Below are 19,259 nucleotides of genomic sequence, written 5' to 3'. Positions count from 1 at the left end.
ACGAAACACAGCCGATTTATTTCCCGAGAAATATCACAAAATGCGTACCAATATTCGACTTCTGTTATAGAAGTTGAACCAAGATGTTTACACGGGACACTCCGATGACAGAATAACCTTCCAATCGCTGTTATCCCCAGATTTTTTGATTCCCTTTTCTTTAAGGGAAAATCCGGTGATAAAGGCGAGCGCTTTGCTTCTCCAGCTTATTTCTGTCCTCTTCGTTAATGTGTAAAAAAAATTTCAACTTATATCAAACCGGCTTGTTAACAGTGACGTGACGTCCGTCTAATTGAACCAGACCTTGCGCGAACCAGGAAACCACTTCAGGGTATAACTGCTGTTCAGCCGCATGAATGGAACGGCTGATTGACTCAGGCGTATCCTCTGGCAAAATGGGAACCGGATGCTGGGCAATAATCGGTCCGGTATCCATTCCTCCGTCCACAAAGTGCACGGTCACGCCCGTAACTTTCACGCCGTATTCCAATGCCTGTCCAATCGCGTCCTTGCCTGCAAATGCCGGTAGCAAGGACGGATGGATGTTAATCAACCGCCCTGCGTAACGATCCACCACAACCGAAGTCAACAATCTCATATATCCCGCAAGAACAACCAAGTCGATCTTTTTGGATTCAAGCACTTCCACGATCTCTGCCTCATAGGCTTCACGGGAAGCATAATTTTTCGGAGTAAACAGATGACAGTCCACGCCTGCGTCCTGTGCCCGCTGCACAACACGTGCAGCCGGTTTATCACACACGAGCAGATCAACGGATGCATTCAGCCCACCGTTTCGTACTGCATCGACCAATGACTGAAAGTTGGACCCTTCACCCGAGGCAAACACAGCTATGCGGTAGTTCGCCATTAAACATCCGCTCCCGTGAAGGTTACTCGCGCATCTCCTTCAGTAACTCGGCCAATGATGTACGCTTCTTCACCAGATGCTTTCAATTGTTGCAGCGCTTCTGTTGCATCTGCTTCATTAACGACCAGTACAAGCCCAACACCCATGTTAAATGTGGTGAACATGTCACGGTTTGAGACAGCTCCCTTTTCCTGTAACAGGTTGAAGATCGGCAGGATCGGCCAAGAACCGTAGTCAATATCCACATTCACGTTGCTTGGCAACATACGTGGGATATTCTCGATAAAGCCACCACCTGTAATGTGTGCCATGCCTTTTACTTTTACTTTTTCCAGCAGGGACAACAGGGATTTAACATAGATCTTTGTAGGTTCCAGCAGGGAATCACCCAGCTTACCGCCCAGTTCCGCTACTTCATCATGCAGATCAAGTCCCGCATCTTCCAACAAAAGTCTGCGTACCAGCGAGAATCCGTTACTGTGCACACCGCTAGAGGCAAGTCCAATCACTGTGTCGCCAGGGGCGATGGTTGTACCGTTGATGATCTTTGCTTTGTCCACGATACCCACCGTGAATCCGGCAATATCGTATTCACCTTCACTGTACATGCCTGGCATCTCCGCCGTCTCTCCACCGATCAGCGCACAACCCGATTGATGACAGCCTTCAGCGATTCCCGCAACAATAGCTTCGATCTTCTCAGGAATGACTTTGTCACATGCCAGATAGTCAAGGAAGAAGAGTGGTTCTGCACCCTGTACCACAATGTCGTTCACACACATCGCTACCGCGTCGATTCCGATGGTATCGTGACGGTCCATGGCAAATGCAATTTTCAGCTTGGTGCCTACGCCATCCGTACCGGATACAAGCACCGGCTCATCGTATTTATCTTTGTTCAAACCGAACAGGGCGCCAAAGCCTCCCAGATCTGTCATCACTTCCGGACGGAAGGTACGCTTCACGTGTTTTTTCATCCGTTCAACCGCTTCATTACCTGCCGCGATATCAACGCCGGCCTTTTTATATGCTTCAGACAAGTGGAATCATCTCCTTTTTTTTCGCCCCACCTAAATCCTCCCGCCCGGGAGGACCCCATAGGACCTTGGCAGGCCCTCTGGACACCCGCCAAAAAAGCGGTGCAGAGGTGGCTGGTGTGATCTTGCTATGGTTGGTTCGTGCGTGATCTCGCGGGATTGTTCGCTGATTCCGTTGGCTGCAAGCCATCGGTCGGCGAACCCCGCTCAGCTACGCTGCGGGGCAAGCCCGCTGGGCAGCTGCTTCTCCTGGCTGCCCTAGCCCCTGTTGCTCCGCAAAGCGGGGCTTAAGGGCGCGGGCTTGGCCCGGGGGCAGCTGCTTCGCTCGGCTGCCTGACCCCTGTTGCTCCGCAAAGCGGGGCTTAAGGGCTCGGACTTGGCCCGGGGGCAGCTTGCTTCGCCTGGTTGCCTAACCCCTGTTGCTCCGCAAAGCGGGGCTTGAGGGCTAACAGCTGCAGCCGAATTTTTCCTCGCCGCCAAAATCGAGGCGGGTTGGGTAATCATGATCAAAACATGCGAGGCAAAGCCCGCCTTTGGGATCATCCTGATTATCTCCCTGAATCGATGCTATCAGTCCATCCGGACTGAGGAACGACAGGGAATCCGCATTAATCTCACGGCAAATTTCTTCCACCGACAGTTGTGAGGCGATCAATTCACGGCTATCCGGGGTATCTATGCCATAGAAACACGGGTTTTTGAAAGGTGGTGATGTAATGCGTACATGGACCTCGGTAGCTCCTGCATCACGCAGCATGTTCACGATCCGCCGGGAAGTTGTTCCACGTACAATGGAATCGTCAATCATAACCACACGTTTGCCTTCTACAACGCGGCGCACAGCGCTCAGCTTCATCTTCACGCCCTGCTCCCGCAATTCCTGGCTTGGCTGGATAAACGTACGTCCGGTGTATTTATTTTTGATCATACCCATCTCATACGGAATACCTGTCTGTTCAGCGTATCCAATCGCCGCCGAGATGCTGGAATCTGGTACCCCCGTAACCAAGTCCGCATCCACAAACGACTCAATCGCCATCCGGCTTCCCATCCGTTTACGGGCAGCATGCTGATTCGCACCATTCATATCACTATCCGGACGAGCAAAATATATATATTCCATCGCGCATAATGCCTTGCGGTGTTTATGATGATCGAAGCGATCCTCATGTAGACCATCCGCATCCAGCACAAGCAGTTCACCCGGTTCAATATCACGAATTAACTCTGCACCAATTGTTTCCAGTGCACACGTCTCGGATGCAAACAGATACGCATCTCCCAGCTTACCCATCGTCAGCGGACGAAGTCCGTGCGGATCAGAAGCCACAAGCAGCTTGTCATTGGTCATGATCAGAAATGCATAACCGCCCACAATGCGCTGGAATGCCTCTTTTGCCGCTTCCACAAGCCCTTTGGAGGATCGTGCAATCAGATGCGCAATGACCTCGGTATCACTTGTTGTTTGAAAAATGGACCCACTCTGCTCCAGCTCACGCCGAATCGTGGGTGCATTTACAATGTTTCCGTTGGTCGCTACTGCCAAATCGCCATCACGGTATTTGAATACCAATGGCTGTGCGTTCGTCAGTTTACTGTCACCACTTGTTGAATAACGGACATGTCCAATGGAAATATCCCCGGTCAACGTCTGCATCAGGTCTTTGGTGAACACTTCCTTCACCAGACCCATGCCGCGATGATAGTTAAACTGGCTGCCATCACTCACACACATGCCTGCACTTTCTTCGCCCCGATGTTGCAGCGCATGCAGTCCATAATAGGAGAGCGAAGCCGCGTCAGGGTGCCTGAACACCCCGAACACGCCGCATTCTTCCTTCAATTTGTCGAGTCCTTCCTTGCCGGACCCTTCATTATAATAATCGCCTGTCCACAACGGTCCTGTCGTCAGTTCATGAGACATGGAATCGCATCCTCCCAGACCTGAGCCAAACCTCCTACAGGTTCGCTCACGGCTGATGTTCCGTTCAATTCAATCGTCAGGTTACTTCCTTCTACACGTCCAATCACAGCTACAGGTACACCGCGCTCACGTACAAATGCTTCAAGTTTACCCGCTTGCTCTGGCGTAGCCGACAACAAGATACGGGATTGGCTCTCACTGAACAGGGCGTGATCTGCACGCAATGCAGTCTCCACATTCACCTGTGCTCCTACGTTACCGCTGATACAAGATTCTGCGAGTGCTACAGCCAAGCCGCCTTCAGACAAATCATGTGCCGAGCGAACGAGACCGGATTGAATAGCTTCCAGCACAGTTCCCAGCAATGCTTTTTCCGTTTGCAAGTTCAATTCTGGTGGACGACCTTCCGTCTGACCATGAACCGCGTATTGCAGCTCGCTGCCACCCAGTTCAGCTTTTGTTTCACCGAGGAGGATGATAACATCACCTTCGGATTTGAATGCTTGTGTCGTGATATGATCCGTATCATGAACGAGACCTACCATACCGACAACTGGCGTTGGATAGATGGAGCCTTTGGCGTTTTCGTTATACAGACTTACGTTACCACCGATGACCGGCGTATCCAGTACACGGCAAGCTTCCGCCATACCGTCTACCGCCTTCTCCATTTGCCAGAAAATATCCGGCTTCTCCGGGTTACCGAAGTTCAGGTTATCCGTGATCGCCAGCGGCTCAGCACCAGAACATACAATGTTACGCGCTGCTTCACTTACGGCAATCCGTCCACCAACTTCAGGATCAAGGTACACATAACGTCCATTACAGTCCGTTGTCATCGCGAGACCTTTGCGTGTGCCACGAATCGTAACTACGGCTGCATCCGAACCAGGACGAACGGCAGTGCTTGTACGCACCATGTAATCGTATTGATCATACACCCATTTTTTACTCGCTACGGTTGGTGAAGCCAGCACTTGTTTCAGCGCTCCGCCGAGATCCGACACTTCGTCGTAACGAAGCGTGTCGATGGAAGCACTTTGCTCGTAGTAGGCAGGTACAGAAGAAGGTTTGTCATACACTGGACATTCGTCAACCAAAGCCGTTACCGGCATATCTCCGACCACTTCGCCGTGGTGAATCAATTTCAGACGACCATCATCCGTTACTTTGCCAACTTTGGCACAGATCACGCCCCAACGTTCAAAGATTTCCATCGCCTGCGCCTCATCCTTCGGCTCAACAACGAACAACATCCGTTCCTGGGACTCGGACAACATCATCTCGTAAGGCGTCATGCCTTCTTCACGCTGTGGCACCTGATCCAGATACAGTTCCAGACCGTTACCTGCTTTACTTGCCATCTCTGCACTCGAACATGTCAGACCGGCAGCTCCCATATCCTGAATCCCGAGCACAATGCCCGTGTCGATCAATTCCAGACAGGATTCCATCACCAGTTTCTCCATAAACGGATCACCGACCTGAACCGCTGTCCGTTGGGACTCGGATTCTTCCGTTAATTCAACCGATGCAAAGGTTGCTCCATGAATACCATCACGGCCAGTTGGCGGCCCAACATAGTACACAGGGTTACCTACACCTTTAGCTACGCCGCGCTGGATCTTGTCATGATCAATCAGACCCACACACATGGCGTTAACCAGTGGATTACCTTCGTAGCTCTCATCAAACATGACTTCGCCCGCAACCGTAGGAATACCGATACAGTTACCGTATCCAGCAATACCCGCTACCACATGTTCGAACAAATATTTAACGCGATCGCTCTCCAGCTTGCCGAAACGAAGGGAGTTCAACAATGCTACTGGTCTTGCGCCCATGGAGAAAATATCACGGATAATGCCGCCCACACCCGTTGCCGCACCTTGATAAGGCTCAACCGCGGAAGGATGGTTATGGCTTTCAATTTTGAATACAACGGCCTGGTTATCACCGATATCGACGATACCGGCACCTTCACCAGGTCCCATCAGGACACGTGGTCCAGTGGTTGGGAAACGGCGCAGCAATGGCTTGGAGTTTTTATAAGCACAATGCTCGGACCACATTACACTGAACACACCAATTTCCGTGTAGTTTGGCTTGCGCCCCATGAACTCACAGATCAGCTCATACTCGCTGTCAGATACGCCCATTTGTGCGTAAAGTTTATGTTCTGCGACCTGTTCTGCTGTTGGTTCCTTAGCGGATAGCTGCTGCGTCATGCCGATCCCTCCATGCTTTCAAAATAGATGTAAACATACGTTTGCCGTCTTCCGAACCAAACAGTGAATCCACTGCACGCTCTGGATGCGGCATCATGCCGACCACGTTTCCAGCCTCGTTACAGACTCCTGCAATATCACCCAGGGAACCGTTCGGGTTGGTCCCGTACGTAAATACGATCTGGTTGTTCGCTTGCAGACTCGCGAGCGTCTCCTCGTCGCAATAATAGTTGCCTTCACCGTGAGCAATCGGGATGATAATCTCTTCGCCTGGTGCATAGTCACGTGTAAATGGTGTATCTGCATTCGCCACTTTCAATACTGTATCGTGACAACGGAATTTCAAGGAAGTGTTACGGATCAATGCACCTGGAAGCAATCCCGCTTCCGTCAGGATCTGGAATCCGTTGCAAATACCCAAAATATATTTACCTTGTTCAGCAGCTTTCGCTACCTCGTTCATTACCGGTGCAAAGCGGGAAATCGCTCCACAACGCAAGTAGTCACCATAAGAGAAACCACCCGGAACTAAAATACAATCATAAGCCGATAGATCTGTAGCCGTGTGCCATACATAATCAACTTCTTGCCCAATGGCATCTTCCACTGCCTTATAACAGTCGATGTCGCAGTTGGAGCCAGGGAACACAAGAACTGCAAATTTCATGAGATTAACCCTCCAATTCGTAGCGGTAATCTTCAACAACGGTGTTGGCCAGCAGCTTTTCACACATGACTTTCAAACGTTTCTCCGCTTCCGCACGATCTGTTGTATCCAGGTTCAGTTCCATGACTTTACCGATCCGTACACTTTCCACTTCGTTGAATCCCATTGAATGCAGGGCTCCTTGAACAGCTACGCCTTGCGGGTCGAGTACGCTTTGCTTAATAGTGACATATACGGTTGCTTTGATCATGATCCTTATGTTCCTCCTCAGTAATGAACGGGATAAATGCTTTACGCTGTTAAAAAAAGTGACTTTGGTGCTTGCTCCGGGGCGGATTGTTCTTTCCGGTCGCTTGTTGTCCCCAGGTTTTTTGGATTGTTTTGGCCCGCTCTGCGGTCAAAACCCGGGGACAAAGGCGAACGCTTCGCTCCTTTAAGAACAATTCCGCCCCTCCGCTAGTCCATGCGACGTTTCTTAAAGGCCTAAACCTTTTACGTTGCACGGTGGGTAATGGTCTAGCCTGACCATTACTTGAAACAATTAATGGTCTTTAAGTTACTTTAGTAATTAGTGAATTTAATTCTCTTAATTTTTCAGGCTTCCCCTACCTGTGGGAAGCCACCGCTCTTAATTGCCTCACCCACCAGTTTGAACACTGGCGGAGGGAAAGATTTGAGCTAGAGAAACGAAGTGCTCGCCTTTGCAACCGGAATGTTTCCTTTTGAAAAAAGGATTCTAATCAAAACATTCCGGGGGCAACAGCGATCGAAAGCCAAACTTTCCCATAGCTCTCGCTCAAACGTTATTATTTCGTTAAACGGTTATAAATATCGACGTATCTTGCGGTTGTTGCTTCAACTACCGCTTGTGGGAGTGGATCGGGTTTGCTGTTCTTGTCCCAATCGGTTCCAGCGAGATAGGTGCGCACTGGCTCTTTATCCATGCTGTCGATCTCGATGTCGAGTTCATAATTCTCTTTGGCCCAGAAGCGTGAAGCGTCTGGCGTGAAGATTTCGTCAATCAGGATGACCTTGCCATCCACGATGCCGAACTCGAATTTGCAATCTGCCAGAATGATGCCACGCTGATCGCAATAGTCACGAGCGAATTCGTACAGGCGCAGACTTTTTTCCTGAAGCTCCATTGCAAGTCCGTCTCCCACCAGTTCTTTCATGCGATCCATTGGGATGTCCTCATCGTGACCAACATCGTTTTTGGCTGCCGGGGTGAAAATGGGAACTTCGAGCTTGGCGTTTTTGCGAAGTCCATCAGGCAGTTTAATGCCATTCACTTCACCACTCGTCTCGTATTGTCTCCATCCCCCACCCGTGATGTATCCACGCACGACACATTCAATATCAATGCGTTCTGCTTTGCGGGTTACCATGATGCGGTCTTTGAGCAATTCAGGGTCTGTGATGAGATCACCCAGTTGATTCACATCGGTATGAACGACGTGATTCGCCATCATGTCACCCGTCAGTTCAAACCAGAAACTGCTGAGTTTGTTCAGTACGTTTCCTTTCTCGGGAACTGCCGGGTCCAGCACGTAATCAAATGCCGAGATTCGGTCGGTAACCACGATTAGAAAATGTTCACCCAGATCGTACAATTCACGTACTTTTCCTTTATATAACAGAGGTGCTTTAACGAGATCTGCCGCAGTGGACAGTGCCATGGGCTCACCTTCTTTCAGGAGATGTAAGGCTAAGGACAGAATCCTGATGGCGCGGACTCCACTCCGATGACAGAACAATCTTCCGATCGCTGTTATCCCCAGATTTTTTGATTCCACTTTTGCAAAGTGAAAATCCGGGGATAAAGGCGAACGCTTTGCTTCTTCAGCTTATTTCTGTCCTCTGCGTTCCCTGCTGAACCATCATTCTGCGCTATAGCCTTGTGGGAGTTTATATTAGTCGTTCAAACCAAGCTTTTTGAAGATGGTGTCTACGTGCTTCAGGTGCCATGACGGGTTGAACGCATCTGCGATTTCTTCTTCGTTCAGTACTTCCGTGATTTCTGGTGTGGATTTCACGATATCCTGGAACTGGCGTTGTTCTTCCCATGCTTGCATCGCACGTGGTTGAACGGTATCGTATGCTTGCTCGCGGCTGAAGCCTTTGTCGATCAGCTTTGTCATGATACGACCGGAGAATGGTACCCCGTAGGTGCGCTCCATGTTGCGTTTCATGTTCTCAGGGAAAACCGTCAGGTTCTTCACGATGTTACCAAAACGGTTCAGCATGTAGTTCAGCAGCATCGTTGCATCCGGTAAAATGATACGTTCTACGGAAGAATGCGAGATGTCGCGCTCGTGCCAGAGCGTTACGTTCTCGTATGCCGATACCATATGTCCGCGAATGACGCGGGACAGACCGGAGATGTTTTCACTACCGATCGGGTTACGCTTGTGCGGCATCGCGGAAGATCCTTTTTGACCTTTAGCAAAAGCTTCTTCCACTTCACGGAATTCACTCTTCTGCAGTGCACGTACCTCTGTAGCAAACTTGTCCAGGGACGTTGCGATCAACGCCAGTGTAGCCATATACTCCGCGTGACGATCACGTTGCAATGTTTGAGTCGAGATTGGCGCAGGTTTCGTGCCCAACTTCTCGCAGACAAACTCTTCAACAAACGGATCGATGTTCGCGTACGTTCCTACTGCGCCTGAGATTTTGCCGTATTGTACATTGTCTGCTGCATGACGGAAACGCTCCAGGTTCCGTTTCATCTCTTCATGCCACAATGCCATTTTCAGTCCAAATGTTGTTGGCTCTGCATGTACACCGTGCGTACGTCCCATCATTGGTGTGTGCTGATAAGCCAATGCTTTTTCACGAAGAATTTCAATGAAATTCACGATATCCTTTTCCAGAATCTCATTCGCTTGACGCAGTACATAACCCAGAGCCGTATCCACGACATCTGTGGAAGTCAGACCGTAGTGTACCCATTTCCGCTCCGCACCCAGACTTTCAGATACCGTACGTGTAAATGCGATAACGTCATGACGTGTTTCTTTTTCAATCTCATAGATGCGATCGATGTCAAAAGATGCGTTCTGACGAAGCAATGCTGCTTCTTCCTTAGGGATAACACCCAGTTCGGCCCACGCCTCACATGCACAAATTTCAACTTCCAGCCACGATTGGAATTTGTTCTCTTCGGTCCAGATGGCTCTCATTTCGGGTCTGCTATAACGTTCAATCATGAATTTGTATTCCTCCAGAGGTTAGTTTGTTCAATCCATTGCAATCCTTCTTCAACATCCTGACAGAGCAGATTCACATGCCCCATCTTCCGTCCTGTTTTCGCTTCGGTTTTACCATATATATGAAGCTTAGGAATCACACCGAGTTCTATCGCTTCCGCATCAGGTTGCCCTGTTCTGGCGATAATGCCTTCCAGATGTTCTCCAAGCACATTGACCATAACAACCGGACTCAATAACGAAGTGTCCCCAAGTGGTAACCCGCAGATGGCACGGATATGTTGTTCGAACTGAGAAGTCGCACAAGCTTCCATCGTATAGTGACCGGAATTATGTGGTCTTGGTGCCAGTTCGTTAACGTACAGTCTTCCATCCGCCGCTACAAACAGTTCCACAGCCAGCAACCCAACAGCCTTCATCGATTCTGCTACCGCTGCTGCCAGCTTTTGAGCTTCAATCTGGATATCTGCGGCAACTCTAGCCGGTACAATTGAAGCATGCAAAATGTTATTTACATGAATGTTCTCCGCTGGCGGGAACGTTTTGATCTCCCCATTTGTACTACGCGCTACAACGACCGATATTTCGCATTCAAACTTGATGAATTGTTCCAGCACCAGTTCCGCACCAGTAGCCGCAAGTTCTTCGTATGCCGCAACAGCCTGACTTGCTTCCCGGATGACCCGTTGACCTTTGCCATCGTAGCCTCCAGTCACCGTCTTCAGTACACATGGCACTCCAAGTTCGCTAACAGCAGCAAGCATTGTATCCGCACTTGTGATCTCACGATAAGGCGCGACTCTTACTCCAGCAGCTTCGATCGCACGTTTTTCACGCAACCGATGTTGTGTGGTGTACAGTAACGCACTTCCTTGTGGAACGTAAGACTCACGCTCGAGCAGCCCAGCGACTTCTGCATCCACATTTTCGAATTCATACGTAATGACATCGCATTGCCGAGCCAGTTCAAGTGCAGCTTTGGCATCGTCATAACCAGCTTCAATCTGACGAGCAACTTGACCACAAGGTGCATCCGCAGCCGGATCAAGAGTAACGAATCGATAACCCATTGCCGTTCCTGCGAGCGTCATCATACGTCCGAGCTGTCCGCCTCCAAGAATGCCGATGGTTGTTTTCCCGGGCAACAGGAATTTTTTTAGCTCTCCTGCTATACCGGATTGGTTCCCGACTCTATTCATAGTTCTTCACTACTTTCGAGTACTTCTTGTTTGATGCGCTCTCGGCGAGCTTCAGAGCGACGTTGGACATCCAGGTCAAAAGCACCGATCATTTGAGCTGCCAGCAATCCTGCATTCGTTGCCCCTGCCTTGCCAATCGCCACAGTTGCGACGGGAATACCACCAGGCATCTGAACAATGGACAACAAGGAATCGAGACCGTTCAATGCTTTGGACTGAACCGGAACGCCAATGACCGGAAGCATCGTTTTGGCGGCAACCATACCGGGTAGATGTGCTGCCCCGCCTGCCCCTGCAATGATCACCTTGAATCCTCGATCAATTGCTTGCTCTGCGTATTCAAACATCAAATCCGGTGTACGATGGGCGGAGACCACCTTTTTCTCATACCCAATCTCCAGCTCGTCCAGCACCTCGCACGCATGTTTCATCGTTTCCCAATCCGACTTGCTGCCCATAATTACAGCGACTTGCAGTGACATGAATACATCCAACTCCCGTCTGCGCTTTTTGATTACATCTGACTATTGAGGAACTCTTATTACGTGTGAAATGAAAAAATCCGCTACCCGCGAAAACATCACATTTTCTCCGGACACCGGACTCCAAGAAATACGTATCCCTCATTTGGGCATGCCAAAAGGGGGCTTGCTGTCCGCATCTGGTTGCATGCGACTCTCAGCCGTATCTCCTCGTAGTCCGGAAATTTACGGTTCCCGGGTAGATACTTCCGGGCCCTATTCCCGGCGTTATACGAGCAAATATCTATCAAACTATCTTCGTTCATTTTTGTAATCTCTTATTACATATTTCGTTCCTACTCGACCTTATTCTTACCTGATCGACACATCTAACATTCTAACAATCCCCTACAGCTAATGTCAACTTAAAGACGAACATTTAACATATTGACAAATATAATGTTCGGGAATTGCTTCTTTAAATTCGCTTAACCATCCATTTCATCCCATAAAAGAAAGCCGGCTCCTCTTCAATCTCTCGAAGACAACCGGCTTCCTGCTTATCAGTGCGTACACACTTCATCCATTCCTATTTTACGACCAGTACTGGAACCTGCGCATGCTGCACCACATTGTGACTGACACTACCCAGGACAAATTCCCGAATTCCACCCAGTCCGCGGCTACCAATAATAATGATATCAGAATCATTTTCTTTGGCAAAGTCAAGCAATACTTCCGCAGCCGCTCCTTGAATCAGATCCACATTGGCCGTTACACCCGCAGCCTGAATTCGTTCTTTCGCTTCATCTGTCGTCTGCACCGCCAGATTGTAATAGTCATTATTAAGGGAAGGTGGCAGTGGAGCCAACCCCTCACCGATGAATACACGCGGGAAATCAAAAGCATGAATGACATCCAATACTGCATTTGGGGACACTTTCGCTAGCTCAATCGCACGATCAAGTGCTTTATTTGAAGCTTTGGAACCATCATAAGCCACTAATATTTTGGAAAATAACATGTGAATCCCGTCCCTTCCTTTATATGTAGAGCACGCGAAGCAAGCTTCGGTCTGACATGTAATAAACTAACAGAACCATATAACTCCTTAAACGTCCCAGAGTCACTATGAACCATTTATACGAATGAATTTACATATCAGACGAATTAATGATACACCTTTCACTTCAGCGTAAGTCTTGTTCGAATGGTTACGCATTTGTTCCATGTGTTCATTGAATAAAGTAACCATAGATTACCGCATTTAAGAACAACAACAACGGAATGCCAATGGTGAAGCTGGGGTGTTTGGTCTTATGCCTTTTCCGATACATCGCGATCCAGACTCCCAAAGCACCGCCTATAAATGCTAATAAGAATAACGTCCGTTCGGGTGTACGGTCACGACGCTGTTGTGCACGCCTCTTATCATCCGACATCACCAGATAACCAACTACATTAATAAATAAAAACCACAATATAAGTCCGGTTTGCATATAATTCTAGCGATCCCCCTGTCCCGGGACATCTCCCTGTCTCCATTATAGTCCTCATCAGAGACATGTTCAACGCACCGGGTAGGGAACCGCAATTTTGTGTAATAACGATAACCTCGCTCTGACCTAGGACTCCTGTTTTGGAATACCGTTCAGACTTGGTGCTCTTTTGGCTGCTTTGTCCGGGCGCACAGCGATACTCTCTTCCCGAATACTGTCTTTGTTTTGCTGGTTATGGATCTTCTCTGGTTTGTTATGCGGCATGTAGGTATCACCTCCTTGGCTTACGTTGCCTGAAAACGGAGGATCTTATACCGCATCACATGTATGATTAGGGATACGCGCAGCAATCCCTCTCCATAACGTCAGTTATTCACAACTAGCATTACATGCGTGATGCGATCTGCGCTAACTCAGAGCTTGCTCTACTTTCCCTTTTTCTCCATAGCCGCCTTCAGCAGATCTCCAAGGTTAGAACCAATTGACTCCTGCTTCGCATATTGTTTCACCAGCTTTTGCTGATCGCGTTTGTTCACATGCTGTTTGTCCTTATCCAACGTTTCTGTAATACCACAAGGAAGACATTGCACGTATAAACCGGCCTTGCCTTCTTTGATTTCCATCTTTTTGTGGCACTGGGCACAACGTCGGTTGGACAGTCTCTTCTCTGCCGAACGACGATATCCACAGTCCTCGGTAGGACATACAAGAAACTTGCCGCGCTTGCCCTTCTTCTCCAACAACCGTGCGTTACAGTCCGGGCAATGGCTATTGGACACATTATGCGGCTTGTACTCTGCTTTGCTGCCTTTTACCGTAGACACCAACTCTTTTGCCATGGATCGGATACTATCCAGAAACGGCCCCGGTTTCCCTTGCCCACGAGCGATGCGTTCCAGTTCAGCTTCCCAGCGAGCAGTTAGATCCGGAGAACGAAGCTGCGGAGCAGCCAGTTCAATCAACTGTTTTCCTTTGCCAGTCGGGTGCATGCTGTTGCCCTGACGATCTATTGTATCGGAACTGACCAGCTTCTCGATAATATCCGCACGTGTAGCCGGAGTGCCCAGTCCATGCTTTTCCATCTGGGAAAGCAAAGCAGCTTCGGTATACCGTTTGGGCGGCATCGTTCGTCCACTTTTGATATGGCAACGCTGAACCGTCACGGACTGTCCTTGCTGCACATCTGGTAAAAGCGCACGCTCATGCTCTGCTGCATCATCCACACGGTCATCGTCATCATCGCTGTAATCGCCGCCGTATACTTCACGCCATCCACTTTCTTTCACTGTTGTACCTTTAACATGGAAGGAGTCATTCCCCACCTGAACCGTGATCGCAACCGAATCGTACTTCGCTGCCGGATAGAACAGGCTGATAAAACGACGTACGATCAGATCGTACAGTTTGCGTTCCTCTGGATTCAATTGATTCAAAAGCAACGTCTGCTCCGTTGGGATAATCGCATGGTGATCCGTAACTTTGCTGTCATCCACAATACGTTTGGTGATATTCAGATTTTTGCGCAGCAAAGGACGTGCCAAAGACGCATAAGGTCCAATGGCTACACTGTCCAGACGTTCTTTCAATGTAGCTGTCATATCGGAAGTCAGATACCGGCTGTCCGTACGTGGGTACGTCACGAGTTTGTGCTGTTCATACAGACGTTGCAGGACATTTGATGTTTGCTTTGCAGAGAAACCATATTTCCGGTTGGCATCCCGTTGCAGTTCCGTCAGGTCATATGCCAGTGGATGTGGCTCTACTTTCTCACTTTTCTTCACCTGGGCAATCGTGCCCTTGCGTCCGTCTACCCGTTTCTTCAATTCTTGCGTTTCTTGAGGGTCGAAAATTCGTGAATCTCCCCCAGCTGCCCGCCACACAGCCTGAAAACCTCCCAAATCTGCCGTTAACGTCTCATACTCCTGCGAGCGGAAACCATTAATTTCATTTTCTCTATCCATAATCATGCCCAAAGTCGGCGTTTGGACCCGTCCAGCAGACAACTGCGCATTGAAACGAACAGTTAGTGCACGGGTCACGTTAAGTCCAATCATCCAGTCGGCTTCCGCCCGGCAACGTGCAGATTCATAAAGACGGTCGAACTGACTGCCTGGCTTCAGCGAAGCAAATCCGTCTTTGATCGCCTTATCTGTCTGGGATGAAATCCACAGGCGTTTAAAAGGTTTTTTCCACCCCGCCATCTGCATAATCCAACGGGCCAGCAATTCTCCCTCACGGGCTGCATCCGTCGCAATGACCAGCTCACTCACATCCTGACGTTTCATTAACTGCTGCACGGCTTTATATTGATGGTTGGTCTCTTTAAGTACCTTCAGTTTCGTACGCTCTGGCAGAATGGGCAGGTCCTCCAGATTCCATGTTGCATACTTTTTGTCGTAATCCTCGGGTTCAGCTAATCCAACCAGATGTCCAAGCGCCCAGGTAACGATATATTTCGGGCCTTCCATATAACTTTTATGTTTATCACGCGCACCCATAACTCTGGCTATTTCGCGTGCTACAGATGGTTTTTCTGCGAGTACCAATGTCTTCACTTCATATCTCTTCCTCTCTGGTAGAACGTTATGTCTCTTTTATTCCTATCTTTTCATTATATCATTTCACACTAAAGGTATGCTCTGTCATCTCTACTTCCTAATCTACTCGTATCCTGTAACCTCATGTTTAATTAACATATCGATTACATGTTATATTTCTTCACATTAAAATATGTAATAGTTTTTCTGAGAACATGTAAACAGAAGCATGAATAAGTATTAACACTGTACAGTATTGATGTATACGTTTTTATGGATAAATATAAACATTGTAAGATTACCTGACATAACTATACAATGTGTCAAAAGCATAGAAACAGAATCGCTGCTAACACACATCAATGAGACACAGGAAGGGAGCGTGGATGCATGACTTATCATGGATCTGTATTGAAAAAAAGTGGGGCTTTGTTACTGGCGGGAGCTGTTGTTGCCACAACATGGGGAGGAACGGTGCCTTCGGCATCAGCCGCAACGGCAACGCCTACGAGTAAAACAACAGTAGCAGCTGTATCCAAAGGAAAAGCGCCTGCTACTCCGGCAGCATTTGTTCAGGCCATGGAAGAAGCGGCTACACTTGCAGGTTTCCCTTTTACCATGGACAAGCTCTCCGGCACAACCGTACAACGCAAAGATGCTGCGGTCGCCTTGCAACAATGGCTCAAGGTGGATTCGACTACCGAATCATTCAAGGATGTCCCGGATGAAGCCACTTTCGCAGGTGCTGTTGGTGCATTGAATACCGCTGGGCTAATGAAAGGTTATACCGATTCCCTCTTCCTTCCAAACGCTGTACTTACCGAGAATGACCTCTCCATACTGAAAGACCGCATTTATAACTACATAAAACCGTTTGTTCTGGAGGAAGCAACCATTATGGATCTCCAGACCGCAATGACGCAAGGAAAACTGACATCAAAAGAGCTGGTTCAGAAATATCTGGACCGCATTGAAAAATACGATGATCAAGGGGTAAGCATAAACGCCGTATTAACCCTGAACCCGGATGCACTCCAAATTGCGGAGCAACTGGATGAAGAACGTGCAGCTCAAGGTGCTCGCGGGCCTCTGCATGGCGTTCCGATTCTGGTCAAAGATAACTTTGATACCAATGACATGCCTACAACCGCAGGCTGTATATGTCTGAAAGATTCCGTCCCTGCTCACGATGCTGAACAAGTCAAGAAACTCAAAGCAGCTGGCGCCATTATTTTGGGCAAAACCAACCTGCATGAATTCGCATTTGGTATCACGACATCCAGCTCATTAGGTGGACAAACACTGAACCCTTACGCCCTGGACCACTATCCAGGTGGCTCAAGCGGTGGAACAGGTGCAGCCATTGCATCAAACTTTGCTGCAGCCGGCATGGGTACAGACACTGGTGGTTCGATTCGAATCCCATCCAGCTTCAACAGCCTTGTGGGTATCCGCCCAACCATCGGACTGTCCAGCCGTGAAGGCATTATCCCATTGGCTTTGACACAGGATGTAGGTGGACCTATGGCTCGTACGGTTAGTGATGCTGCAATTATGTTGGATGCTACAGCCGGCTATGATAAAAAAGATGTCGCTACAGCTTACGCGGTTGGAAAAATCCCTTCCAGCTATACAGACTTCTTGGATGTAAACGGACTGAAAGGTGCACGCATCGGTGTGGCCACAGAACTCATCCCAAGTACCAAAGCTGAAGAAAAAGCCGTTGCTGACGTGATCAACACCGCTGTAGAAGAACTGAAGACACTAGGCGCTACCGCAGTTCCAATTTCCATCCCGAACTTGGCTGAGATCAACAAATACCCAAGTCTCAGCGGATATGAATTCAAGTTCCAACTGAATGACTATCTGGACTCATTGGGTGCAGACGCTCCATATCACAGTCTGTCCGAGATCATCGCTTCCGGAGAGTTCGACAAATCTCAGGAGCAATCCATGAAGACTCGGGATGCACGCCAAACGTTGGAGACTACCGAATACAAGGACATCGTCCTGAAACGCACCCAAGTTACACGTGAGTCCCTGCTGAAAGTTATGGCAGACAACAACCTGGATGCCATCATCTATCCTACGTCCACACAAGCCGCTGGTGTTATTGGCGAAGGACAAAACTCTGGTGGTAACAACCGATTGAGTCCTTTCTCCGGCTTCCCGGCGATTACGGTCCCTGCTGGTTTCACAACTGATGGTTTGCCAGTAGGCATGGAATTCCTTGGTCGTGCCTTTGATGAAGGAACCTTGATCAAGCTGGCTTACAGCTACGAACAAGGTACACATCACCGCCAAGCGCCTAAGCTTACGCCGTAAAATATTTATGGGATTAAGCAATTCCGGTTAACACAAAAAATAGATGCAATCATATCACTTTTTTGAAACGAGTTAACCCATTAAAGAGACCACCTTCTTCATGACAGCATGAAGTTTGGGTGGTCTCTTTTATGTTCTCTATTTATTTTTGTGTTGCATACCGTCGGATGTTACTCATTCCTGAACCTTGTCTGGCACGCCCCATTTCAGCACCAGACCTGCGTACGTCAGACCACCGCCAAAGCCAAAGAGAGCTACGTTCTGTCCTTCTTTCAATTTCCCTTCATCCACTGCAAGCTGTAAAGCTAGCGGAATGGAAGCAGCAGATGTGTTCCCACGATACTCGACACTGGTTAAAGTACGTTCCAAAGGAACCGGACCACGTTCGCAAACAGCTTCAATCATTCTCATGTTGGCACTATGCGGGACAAACCAGTCAATCTGGTCAGGGCTTAATTCAGCTTTCGTTATAAGTTTACCCAATTGCTCTGGAATCGTCCGTACAGCCCACTTATAGATCTCTCTCCCATTCTGAACAAGGCATCCCTCGCCCTGTAAAGGCACACCATTCATCTCCGAAGACAGACCACTCTTATAGAGATGTACACCGCCTTCTCCATGTGTACCTGATATGGCTGCCATAAAGTCACCTTCTCCAACCGCAGCTTTCTCAACCAAGAAGGCTCCCGCCCCGTCACCAAACAATACACAAGTCGTGCGGTCAGTGTAATCCGTAATTTTGGATAATGTCTCTGCTCCAATAACCAGTACTTTGCGGTACATTCCACTGGTCACCAGACTGTCGGCTAGCTGTAGCCCGTAGGTAAAACCAGCGCATGCAGCATTTAAATCCAGTACGCCCGTGTGTGGGATCTTAAGATTAGCCTGTACTCTGGATGCGGTACTTGGGAAAGCATATTCAGGTGTACTTGTAGCCACAAGGATCATATCCACATCTTCTACACTTACATCATAACGATGTATCATATCTTCTACAGCCTTCGTTGCGAGGTCAGATACAAATTGATCTTCAGATGCAATTCGCCGTTCTCTCATGCCTGTACGCTGTACAATCCATTCGTCACTTGTCTCGACTAATTTCTCCAGATCAGCATTCGTTAATATTCGATCCGGTACATACGTCCCCATTGCCGTGATAGTTGCCTTTGATTGATGATTCATACCGGTAGTCACCTCACTTGTTTTTTATCATTATAGCACTAAGTCTTAGTACTTGGTACTAATTTTATAAAATATTTATCACGTTTCTTTCGTCAGTTGTTTATTGTAAGTGATCGC

At 48.5% G+C, this 19,259-nt stretch carries 16 protein-coding genes and 1 riboswitch; of the genes, 1 reads left to right on the top strand and 15 read right to left on the bottom strand.

Translation table 11 applies throughout. From position 1 onward, the window contains the following. Positions 1-253: 253 nt before the first annotated feature. From purN to MKY66_RS03825, 14 genes are all read right to left on the bottom strand, one after another. Positions 254-871, bottom strand: coding sequence for a phosphoribosylglycinamide formyltransferase (purN, locus tag MKY66_RS03890; RefSeq protein WP_076215120.1), 618 nt, complete (start codon positions 869-871; stop codon positions 254-256). Then, complete coding sequence (gene purM / locus MKY66_RS03885; protein WP_076215123.1) at positions 871-1,911, bottom strand: phosphoribosylformylglycinamidine cyclo-ligase; 1,041 nt, start codon at positions 1,909-1,911, stop codon at positions 871-873. The genes purN and purM overlap by 1 nt, the downstream gene beginning before the upstream one ends. A 442-nt stretch (positions 1,912-2,353) precedes the next feature. Next, positions 2,354-3,832 (bottom strand): amidophosphoribosyltransferase, encoded by a 1,479-nt coding sequence (purF, locus tag MKY66_RS03880; protein ID WP_076215126.1) that lies wholly within the window; start codon positions 3,830-3,832, stop codon positions 2,354-2,356. Continuing rightward, positions 3,817-6,060 (bottom strand): phosphoribosylformylglycinamidine synthase subunit PurL, encoded by a 2,244-nt coding sequence (purL, locus tag MKY66_RS03875; protein WP_076215129.1) that lies wholly within the window; start codon positions 6,058-6,060, stop codon positions 3,817-3,819. Before purL ends, purF begins: the two co-directional genes overlap by 16 nt. Next, the gene (gene purQ, locus MKY66_RS03870; RefSeq protein ID WP_036606071.1) at positions 6,038-6,727 is read right to left on the bottom strand and encodes a phosphoribosylformylglycinamidine synthase subunit PurQ; all 690 of its coding nucleotides are present in this window, start codon (positions 6,725-6,727) and stop codon (positions 6,038-6,040) included. The genes purL and purQ overlap by 23 nt, the downstream gene beginning before the upstream one ends. 4 nt (positions 6,728-6,731) lie before the next feature. Next, positions 6,732-6,977, bottom strand: a complete 246-nt coding sequence (gene purS / locus MKY66_RS03865; protein ID WP_017690695.1) for a phosphoribosylformylglycinamidine synthase subunit PurS — start codon at positions 6,975-6,977, stop codon at positions 6,732-6,734. A 556-nt stretch (positions 6,978-7,533) separates the two neighbouring features. Beyond that, on the bottom strand, positions 7,534-8,406 hold the full coding sequence (locus MKY66_RS03860; RefSeq protein WP_076215132.1) for a phosphoribosylaminoimidazolesuccinocarboxamide synthase: 873 nt from the start codon (positions 8,404-8,406) through the stop codon (positions 7,534-7,536). Positions 8,407-8,640: 234 nt separating this feature from the next. Then, positions 8,641-9,939 (bottom strand): adenylosuccinate lyase, encoded by a 1,299-nt coding sequence (gene purB / locus MKY66_RS03855; RefSeq protein WP_036668399.1) that lies wholly within the window; start codon positions 9,937-9,939, stop codon positions 8,641-8,643. Further along, complete coding sequence (gene purK / locus MKY66_RS03850; protein ID WP_076215135.1) at positions 9,936-11,138, bottom strand: 5-(carboxyamino)imidazole ribonucleotide synthase; 1,203 nt, start codon at positions 11,136-11,138, stop codon at positions 9,936-9,938. Before purK ends, purB begins: the two co-directional genes overlap by 4 nt. Next, entirely contained in the window at positions 11,135-11,620 is a 486-nt protein-coding gene (gene purE / locus MKY66_RS03845; protein ID WP_076215138.1) for a 5-(carboxyamino)imidazole ribonucleotide mutase, read from the bottom strand. Before purE ends, purK begins: the two co-directional genes overlap by 4 nt. Positions 11,621-11,813: 193 nt before the next feature. Further along, a riboswitch (purine riboswitch) is annotated at positions 11,814-11,915 on the bottom strand. Positions 11,916-12,188: 273 nt separating this feature from the next. Next, on the bottom strand, positions 12,189-12,623 hold the full coding sequence (locus MKY66_RS03840) for a universal stress protein (RefSeq protein ID WP_076215141.1): 435 nt from the start codon (positions 12,621-12,623) through the stop codon (positions 12,189-12,191). A 211-nt stretch (positions 12,624-12,834) separates the two neighbouring features. Then, a complete protein-coding gene (locus MKY66_RS03835) occupies positions 12,835-13,098 on the bottom strand; it encodes a DUF1294 domain-containing protein (protein ID WP_017690702.1) in 264 nt (87 codons plus the stop codon). Positions 13,099-13,224: 126 nt separating this feature from the next. Next, a complete protein-coding gene (locus MKY66_RS03830) occupies positions 13,225-13,362 on the bottom strand; it encodes a hypothetical protein (RefSeq protein WP_017690703.1) in 138 nt (45 codons plus the stop codon). A gap of 161 nt (positions 13,363-13,523) precedes the next feature. Further along, positions 13,524-15,653: a DNA topoisomerase III gene (locus MKY66_RS03825; protein WP_076215144.1), complete on the bottom strand. Its 2,130-nt coding sequence runs from the start codon at positions 15,651-15,653 to the stop codon at positions 13,524-13,526. Positions 15,654-16,025: 372 nt separating this feature from the next. On the opposite strand from MKY66_RS03825, the gene MKY66_RS03820 reads away from it, so the two are divergent. Further along, on the top strand, positions 16,026-17,960 hold the full coding sequence (locus MKY66_RS03820; protein WP_076215147.1) for an amidase family protein: 1,935 nt from the start codon (positions 16,026-16,028) through the stop codon (positions 17,958-17,960). A 174-nt stretch (positions 17,961-18,134) separates the two neighbouring features. Here the strand turns inward: MKY66_RS03820 and MKY66_RS03815 are convergent, their stop codons facing one another. Then, positions 18,135-19,142: a ketoacyl-ACP synthase III gene (locus tag MKY66_RS03815; protein WP_076215150.1), complete on the bottom strand. Its 1,008-nt coding sequence runs from the start codon at positions 19,140-19,142 to the stop codon at positions 18,135-18,137. Positions 19,143-19,259: the final 117 nt, after the last annotated feature.

Origin of the sequence: Paenibacillus sp. FSL R5-0766 (genome assembly GCF_037971845.1) — a bacterium.
In the GTDB taxonomy this organism is placed as follows: Bacteria; Bacillota; Bacilli; order Paenibacillales; family Paenibacillaceae; genus Paenibacillus.
The sequence above is the reverse complement of the archived record's forward strand: the minus strand, read 5'-3'. Positions and strand labels throughout refer to the sequence as shown.

Coding starts and splice junctions, on each gene's coding strand:
- purF (WP_076215126.1), bottom strand. CDS start 3,832: ATGTCTCATGAACTGACGACAGGACCGTTGTGGACAGGCGATTATTAT.
- purS (WP_017690695.1), bottom strand. CDS start 6,977: ATGATCAAAGCAACCGTATATGTCACTATTAAGCAAAGCGTACTCGAC.
- MKY66_RS03830 (WP_017690703.1), bottom strand. CDS start 13,362: ATGCCGCATAACAAACCAGAGAAGATCCATAACCAGCAAAACAAAGAC.
- purB (WP_036668399.1), bottom strand. CDS start 9,939: ATGATTGAACGTTATAGCAGACCCGAAATGAGAGCCATCTGGACCGAA.
- MKY66_RS03860 (WP_076215132.1), bottom strand. CDS start 8,406: ATGGCACTGTCCACTGCGGCAGATCTCGTTAAAGCACCTCTGTTATAT.
- MKY66_RS03835 (WP_017690702.1), bottom strand. CDS start 13,098: ATGCAAACCGGACTTATATTGTGGTTTTTATTTATTAATGTAGTTGGT.
- purN (WP_076215120.1), bottom strand. CDS start 871: ATGGCGAACTACCGCATAGCTGTGTTTGCCTCGGGTGAAGGGTCCAAC.
- purE (WP_076215138.1), bottom strand. CDS start 11,620: ATGTCACTGCAAGTCGCTGTAATTATGGGCAGCAAGTCGGATTGGGAA.
- MKY66_RS03815 (WP_076215150.1), bottom strand. CDS start 19,142: ATGAATCATCAATCAAAGGCAACTATCACGGCAATGGGGACGTATGTA.
- purK (WP_076215135.1), bottom strand. CDS start 11,138: ATGAATAGAGTCGGGAACCAATCCGGTATAGCAGGAGAGCTAAAAAAA.
- purQ (WP_036606071.1), bottom strand. CDS start 6,727: ATGAAATTTGCAGTTCTTGTGTTCCCTGGCTCCAACTGCGACATCGAC.
- MKY66_RS03820 (WP_076215147.1), top strand. CDS start 16,026: ATGACTTATCATGGATCTGTATTGAAAAAAAGTGGGGCTTTGTTACTG.
- purL (WP_076215129.1), bottom strand. CDS start 6,060: ATGACGCAGCAGCTATCCGCTAAGGAACCAACAGCAGAACAGGTCGCA.
- MKY66_RS03840 (WP_076215141.1), bottom strand. CDS start 12,623: ATGTTATTTTCCAAAATATTAGTGGCTTATGATGGTTCCAAAGCTTCA.